Origin of the sequence: Anaerobiospirillum sp. NML120449, assembly GCF_023051105.1 — a bacterium.
Classification (GTDB): domain Bacteria; phylum Pseudomonadota; class Gammaproteobacteria; order Enterobacterales; family Succinivibrionaceae; genus Anaerobiospirillum.
In genome coordinates this window covers 1-4461 of sequence record NZ_JALKIL010000078.1, presented here as the reverse complement: position 1 = coordinate 4461, position 4461 = coordinate 1, and the positions used below count along the sequence as shown (strand labels likewise).

The window sequence follows — 4461 nt, the reverse complement described above, 5'->3', positions numbered from 1 at the left end:
CACTAAATGAGAGCAGACGGGTTCTATTATTGTAGTTGAAACCTCGCCATCTGTCGCGCCTTTGGATGTTCTGACCTGCAAAAATCTCAGGTCCATCCTTTATGGTTCCTCAGAACAGCTTTTGCACGAATGACGCTTACACGTCAGCAAAAGCCGGGTACAGCATTAAGCAGCCTCCCTTTATATGGAGCGGCAACGACACTGTCTGCCGGTGCTGAAAAAGCATCAAGGCACCCCACTCAGGCTTAGTACCCCTGAGCATGGGAAGACAGCGACGGCTTAATACTGTCCTTTTAGCCAGGCAAATTGCTCAACCAGCCGCACTGCTGGACTGGCCCTGCCAGTTCAGGGACTTACAGTCGGCACGCAGACTGAGCATGAAGCCGGGCATCCCCTCTCAACTGCTTCAGCAGACAAGGCTACAGCCCTGTCCTGCCCACGTCCAGCACCAGATATGGTGTCCCTCTGACATACGTCAACCTCTGCCTGACGATTCCTGTCCCGACACATTGAACAAAAAGCTGCCCATGCCCACGGCACGGGTATCGATGTGCCTGCACCATTCTGTCTCCTCTTCACTGCAATCACGGCAATGGAACAATCCTCTGCCTGCAGTGCCCCGCATCAAACCACCACCGAAGTGAGGTGGTTTACAGGTTCCTGTGATTTCCTCTGAACTCTGACCGGCCAGCTCTGCCAGCCGGCATTTAAAAAAGCATTGCAAGTACGAGTCAGAGGCTCAGCAACACGCATCAGGCCAGAACGCCCACTTCATCAAACTTTTCAACAAACTAGATGAAACTTTCAAACAACGCCATCAAGTTCCTGATGGCTCAATATCGTGCAATCTACAAGAACGCCTACTTCAAGGGTATTGCCTCTGCAGTTGTTCTGACATCAGTTATGGCTGCTGGCGCTGCTCAGGCCAAAGATCTTAATGCAACAGAATTTGGCAAACTTGCAGCCGATTCGAAAATTACATCAACCTCTGCAGACAATAAATTAGCTATTTCTGGAGCAGCATCAAACTCCAACAAGTTTACTATCACAGTAACTGCTGGAGCAGATCATAAGATTGACGGCGACGCAAGTAATGCAACCGCAGTTGAAGCCAATAAGGGCACTCTTATCATAAATGCCGCTGATGGTGATAAAGCTAAAACCAAGCTCACGATCGCTCCAAACAATACCAATAAGGCGATGACAATATCTTTTGATAAGATTGATCTTGTCACCGGTACTATTGCTGTCTCCAAGAACACAGATAGCACTGGAACAACTATAGCAGCCAACACCATCAACATCGGCCGTGATGCTGCAGAAGGTGTAACAGCTTCGGCTGGTGCTGACTTAACCTTAGACTCAGGAAATACTGTAGGTAAGGCTATTACAACTTATGGTAACGGCACTACTATCAATCTGCAGAAGGGCGGTACAATTCAGTTTGGCGGTGTAGCTAACGCAGCTGAAGGAATGGCTCTCAATGCTGATAATCTCGCTGTCACAGAAGGTAAGATTGTCATCGGAAGCGGCGCTACCAGCCATGCTGACAAAGCAAAGATAAGTATTGTCAGTGGCTCTGTCACCAAGGGTACCGTATCCGTAGGCAGTGGTGCAGAGTTATCTTTTGATGTTTCAGGTAAGAAAGATGCAAAAGGTAAAGATGTCGCTGGCACCCTTTTATTTGGTTCTGGCTCAACTATCGATAATCAGGGCACCATCAAACTCACTGGTAATGGCACCTATGCGTTAGAAAACGGCATTACTCTTACTAATGCAGCAACTGGCGCAATTGCAGTGTCTGGCACTGCTGCAGCAAAGCCAACCTTATCAGCATCTGCAGCAACCATTAAGAGCGCTGTTAAAGCTGGTAAGGTAACCGTACAAAGCGGCAACCTTACAATTACTGACGAGACTGTAAATGTAGCCGACCTTAGTATTGGAGCTGCTGGCGCTGGCAAGCTCAGCTTTGCTGCAGATGGTGTTCTTCAGGGTAACAACATCATTATTGATGCTGAAACCACTGACGCTACAAATATGACTGTTAAGGCAGCTGGTAAGCTTACCCTTGGCAAGACTTCCGGCTCTGAAGTAGATATTGGGACCTTTGCAGCACTTCAGGCAAAGGATGTCGAATTCATCAGCCATGATGGTAGTACAGCATTTAAGCTTAAGAATAGTCTGGGCCTCTCAAGCACAGCAACCTCTGGTTCTATAACTGGCAGTGTTACTGTAGCTAAAGGCGGCACTATAAACGTAACTGAGGGCGCTTATACCGCATCCGGCAACGTTTCTTTAAACGATGGTGCACTTAAAGTAACAGCAGCTGATAACAAGATTTCATCTCTCACATTAGAAGGAGAACTCAGCGTAACTGTTAATTCCGGAACTGATGTTACTGTTACTGGTAAAGGCGCTACACTCGACCTGACTAAAACTACAGCAGTTAAAGGATCTTCAGGATCAAGTGGTGCTGATTGGACAGTTAACAGTGGTAGCCTGAAGATTAAGGGTGACGACCTGAAAACCCTGATAAGTGTCAGTGCAGATAGCGGCTCCATCTTCACTGTTTCAAATGGTGGTACCCTTAATGTTATTGCTGGTGACAATGGTCTTGAGCTGGATGCAGCAAAAATCAGTGGCACTGGTGTTGATGATATGGGCTTAAACTTAGAAGGTGGTAACCTTAAGGTAACTGGTTCTCTTACTCTGTCTGGTACCTCTGCAGATATCGGAACCGGCACCATTCAGGCTGACTCCCTCACCTTTAAAGCTAATGATGCCAAAGTTGCTGCTGGTAAATATATTGCTCTGAGCTCACTTGGCGCTGTTAAGGCTGACGGCACAACCACAACAGCATTAAGTCTTTCAGGCTCAACTGTCACCCTCGGCTCCAAGGATGCTCCAGATGCTGAAGGTACTCTGACATCTGACATCGTTGTTGGATCTGGCACTGCTGCTACCCTCAACGTTACTGGCGGTGTATGGGGTGACCAGTCCACCAAGATGACAGTTGATTTAGCTACCTCCAAGCTTCAGGTTGGTGGCTTTTATGCTAAAGACACTGATCAGGCTGCAGGTAAGCCACCTGTAGCTGCAACCCTTAAGCTTGACACTCTTACTGGTACCGCCGGTACTGTTACAGTTGCTGAAGGTTCCAGCCTTGTTCTCAAGTCTCTGAGTAACACCGGTTCTACTATCACTATTGCTGAGGGTGCTTCCGCAACCACCAACAAGCTGACCACCTCTGGCGCTACTGGTAAGCTGAACATCAGTGGCTCAATGAGTGTTAAGGGTGATTCAACTGTCGCGGATAAGAAGGGAGTTGACCTTGCAAGTGGTAACAAGACTGTTGTTGTTACCGACAAGGGCTTCCTCGAGTTCGGTGCTACAGCAGTAGGCTCCATGCTTAATGCTGACGGTACTGACCTTGGCACCAGCCTCAATGGCTTTACTGCAGGTTCCATCGATCTCCAGACCGGCGGTACCGTAAAGTTTGGCTTTGATTCAGGTGTAACTCTTGATTCAACCGATCTCAAGAAACTACGCGGCGTATTTGGCGTTGCTGACACTGCTTTAACTGCTGGTGTTCTGGATCTTGGCAATGCCACCATTACCGGTGTTACTGGCGAGGGCGGTGTTGTCTCGGAAGATGGCACAGTCAAGTGGAAAGACATCAAGGGCTTTGCTGACGTCAACTCTGACGTTGTTAACAAGGACCTGGCTGATGTCATCGTAACTGATGTTAATGAAGAAGTTCGTGGTAACTTCGGCTCTCTGCAGCTGGCTGCTGGTTCAACAGACGAGCAGATTGGTATTTCCACCTCTTCCAGCTTAAGTGGTGCTGATAAGAACAATGGTCTGTTTGCATCTGACTCCACTGGCAAGAAGGTTGTTGGTCTGAATGTTAAGAACGGCACCTTAACCCTGAACGACTCTGGTAAGGTGGGTAAGGTTACACTTAATGGTTCTTCAGTACTCAAGCTGAATGCTGGTCAGACTGGCTCTATCACCGTACAGGGTGATGTGAATGGCAAGGCTGCAGAGCTGCTGGTAAATACTGGCACTGCCAATGTAACTGGCGCTGCCAACATCGGCTTCCTTGACTCAGTTAAGGGCTCTACTTTAAATGCTGCTTCCTTAAATGCCTCCAGCGCAACCGACGAGAACACCATCAACGGTAACTTAAACGTTACTGGTGATGCTTCTTTCGCCGGCGCTCTCAAGCTCAGCGGTACTGCCTCTGTAGGCACCTTCACCGCCAAGAGCACTCTGGATACCGCCAAGGGCAGCTCTCTGAAGGTAACGACTGGTGCCTTTACTGCAGACAAGAATGTAGATGCTCAGGGCACCATTGAGGTAACCGGCTCCGGCTCAGTTGCCACTTTCAAGGCAGAAGCTGAGTTAGCAGCTGACGGTAACAAGTTTGTTGACGTCAACTTTGATATGGATGCCGCCATT

1 protein-coding gene is annotated in these 4461 nt (G+C 48.4%); it reads left to right on the top strand.

Translation table 11 applies throughout. The features are described from left to right. Nucleotides 1-795: 795 nt before the first annotated feature. Nucleotides 796-4461 (top strand): hypothetical protein (locus MXE41_RS12740; protein WP_247100832.1); only part of this gene is annotated, 3666 nt, incomplete at its 3' end.